At 36.0% G+C, this 3031-nt stretch carries 3 protein-coding genes; all 3 read right to left on the reverse strand.

Going from position 1 to position 3031, the window contains the following annotated elements:
- Window positions 1-13: 13 nt before the first annotated feature.
- The 3 genes from TJ68_RS01045 to TJ68_RS01055 are packed head-to-tail and all read right to left on the reverse strand — an operon-like array spanning window position 14 to window position 2919.
- On the reverse strand, window positions 14-1579 hold the full coding sequence (locus TJ68_RS01045; RefSeq protein ID WP_040928269.1) for a recombinase family protein: 1566 nt from the start codon (window positions 1577-1579) through the stop codon (window positions 14-16).
- An 18-nt stretch (window positions 1580-1597) separates the two neighbouring features.
- Window positions 1598-1984 carry a recombinase family protein gene (locus TJ68_RS01050; RefSeq protein ID WP_052327233.1) on the reverse strand — a complete coding sequence of 129 codons (387 nt, stop codon included), beginning with the start codon at window positions 1982-1984 and terminating at the stop codon, window positions 1598-1600.
- Window positions 1981-2919 (reverse strand): recombinase family protein, encoded by a 939-nt coding sequence (locus TJ68_RS01055; RefSeq protein WP_272944036.1) that lies wholly within the window; start codon window positions 2917-2919, stop codon window positions 1981-1983. Before TJ68_RS01055 ends, TJ68_RS01050 begins: the two co-directional genes overlap by 4 nt.
- Window positions 2920-3031: the final 112 nt, after the last annotated feature.

Below are 3031 nucleotides of genomic sequence, written 5' to 3' on the forward strand. Positions count from 1 at the left end.
CCCTCTATCCCTCTTACTTTTCGATTGTGAAAATATCGCCTGTTTTTAACTCAACATCGATAGCCTCATCTTTAATAACGACACCCGCCACTAATCGATTTACTAAACTTTCATCATAATCTTCAAGTTTGATATGCTGTGTTTTTAGTAAAGCTTTGATATCCGATAGTCGTCTTCGCTTTTCCTCATTCGTCGCATTTTCTATTAAAAGTTGCTGCTTCCGTTCTCGAAGTTTAAATATTCGCTCTGCTATGCGTTCATAATCTTCTTTCTGATTCGCAAATTGATATAATTGCTTTTGTAAATCGTGTAACTGATTATCAACATCTTCCACTGTCTCATCATATTTGTTATTAAGAACGTGGGTAATATTTTCCTCCAATACTTTCAAGTAGTTACCTTTATCTCCTATGAACTCATTAATCGCCTCCACTACTGCTTCATGGAGGTGTTCTTCTTTAACCGTTCTCGCCTGACATTGCGTATGATCAGTAAGACGAGTCACACACCGCCAAACAATTGCTTTACTTCCTCGACTTTTCCATTTTACTCGTCTAAAAATATCCCCACAATGCTCACACATAACTTTGCCCGATAAGGCATACTTTCCTTGATACACTCGCTTCTGTTTTCGTTTGCCTGAATATAAGTTACTTCTTCTAGCCTTTTCTTGTTGAGCTAAATGAAATGTTTCTTTGGAAACAATCGGCTCATGATTATCTTCGATATAATACTGTGGGACTGTCCCGTCATTTTCCACCCGCGCTTTGATAAGGAAGTCCACAGTATACGTTTTTTGAAGTAAGGCATCTCCCATATACTTTTCATTACTGATAATGCGGTTAATACTATCTCCCGACCACTTTAGTTTACCGGATCCCGTTGGAATTTTGTCGTTCATCAAGCCTCGTGCAATCCGTCCCGTCCCTTTACCCTCAAGATACTCTTTGAAAATACGCCTGACCACCTTTGCCTGTTCCTGATTAATGATTAACTTACCTTCATCATCGGAATCATAGCCCAAGAACCGGGTTGTATTAAATTTCACCTGGCCTTGTTGATACCGATATTGTAATCCCATCTTTATATTTTTACTCATGGATTCACTTTCTTGCTGAGCTAATGAGGCCATAATGGTAATCAGAACTTCACCTTTAGAATCCAAGGTGTTTATGTTTTCTTTCTCAAAATACACTGCTATATTCTTTGCTTTTAGCTGTCTAATATACTTTAGACAATCCAACGTATTTCTGGCAAATCTTGAAATTGATTTCGTGATGATTAAATCGATATTTCCTGTCAAACACTCATCTATCATCCGGTTAAATTCGCGCCGGTTCTTAGTATTAGTCCCTGAAATACCTTCATCCGCATAAATATCTACTAATCGCCAGTCAGGATTTTTATTAATATAATTTGTATAGTGACTAACCTGGGTCTCGAAACTTCCAGCTTGTTCTTCACTTTCTGTAGATACTCGACAGTAAGCGGTAACTCTCAATTTTGGATGTTCTTTATCTAATGCACCCTCTCGTATTTTTTTACGAGCTGGAATTACCATAACTCTTTTATCTTTCATACTTCCATCTCTATGCTTTCATACATCACAGATGTCTTTCGTAGGGGATCTCGTGGAAATTTGGCTTTTTTTCTTCCAACGAAATTTAGTGGAGATAGACATTTTAAGAGGCTTACAATCAAAGTTTCGTCCTAGCTTATTTTTTCGCCTCTCACGTTCTTTTTGAACTTTTTCATATAGTTCTATTGAAACAATTTCCGGATAGGAATCTGTCCCCATATATATTGGATTTTCCAGAATCCTACCGATAAATCCATGGGCTTTATTGAGGCCCGCTTCCTCACCCACTTTAACCAAAGAATTTCCAGTTAAGTATATTTCAAACAAATCCCTAATTATTCTCGCTTCCTTTTCATCGACTGTCATTTCACCATGTATTATCTGATATCCGTAATAGGTTTTCATTGGCTACTCCTTTCCGTAAATCTTAAACCACATTTTAGATAAAAATGAAAGGTTTCTCGATTCTCTACTTTTATCGTTTCTAAAAATTCACTTAATATATTATCCTTATACTCATTAAATGGCTTCCTTCGTTTCAAAAACCGATTCAGTTTCTTTAATTCTTGAAATCTAATCAATTTATTCTCATCTTCCTCAAGAACAGTTCGTTTCTCGTTCAACAGATTCTTCTTTTCCTGTTCCATTCGATTCAAATGCTGATGATAAAATTCAAAATCTATTAACCCACTACTATTAAGTTCCGTAAGTGTTTGGATGTTATTCTGACAATCCATAATTTTTTCTTCTACAAGATTCAACCGGTTTTGAGTGACAAAAGATGTTTCACTTAAAGCGCCTATTGTTTCTTCAATAAGTTCTTGTCTAGCAAATATTAGTTTGTTTACCATAGTCATGAATGCTGTTTGAACATCAGTTTCTTTTATAAATTTCATCGGGCATTGTTCCTTGTTATTGATATGCGTAGGACAGCACCAAGCTATGTAAGTGCTTTGATTAGTGGAATAGTGAATTCTCCTTTTATAATTACTTCCACAATGACCGCATATTATTTTCTTCGTTAAGGGGTAGACAGTATTGCCTCGACTTACTTTGGTTTCACTTCGATTACTGAGTAAATCCTTAACTCTTTCAAAGTCTTCTCTTGAAATAATAGTCTCATGATTATCTGGAATGTATAGCATACCAACGTCACTGTCGTTAACATGACGTTGAAATTCCGAATCAGTATATGTTTTTTGATACAAGAAATCCCCGACATATCGTTCATTCGTCAAAATATACAAAATCGTACTATCTCGCCACACCTCTTTTCTTGGAGGAGTTACCTTTTGAGAATTGAGTTTATTAGCAATGCGATAAGTCCCTTTCCCAGCCAGATAGCTTTAAAAAATATCTCGGACAATCCTTGCTTCCTTTTCATCAATTTCTAGATTATTATTTATAACTTTATAGCCATACGGTGCACTAATGTGTCGATAGGAATTATTC

It is taken from the genome of Nosocomiicoccus massiliensis, from assembly GCF_000438455.1.
In the GTDB taxonomy this organism is placed as follows: Bacteria; Bacillota; Bacilli; order Staphylococcales; family Salinicoccaceae; genus Nosocomiicoccus; species Nosocomiicoccus massiliensis.

Excerpts from the sequence above, each read along its gene's own strand:
- TJ68_RS01050 (WP_052327233.1), bottom strand. The coding sequence starts at position 1,984 with ATGAAAACCTATTACGGATATCAGATAATACATGGTGAAATGACAGTC.
- TJ68_RS01045 (WP_040928269.1), bottom strand. The coding sequence starts at position 1,579 with ATGAAAGATAAAAGAGTTATGGTAATTCCAGCTCGTAAAAAAATACGA.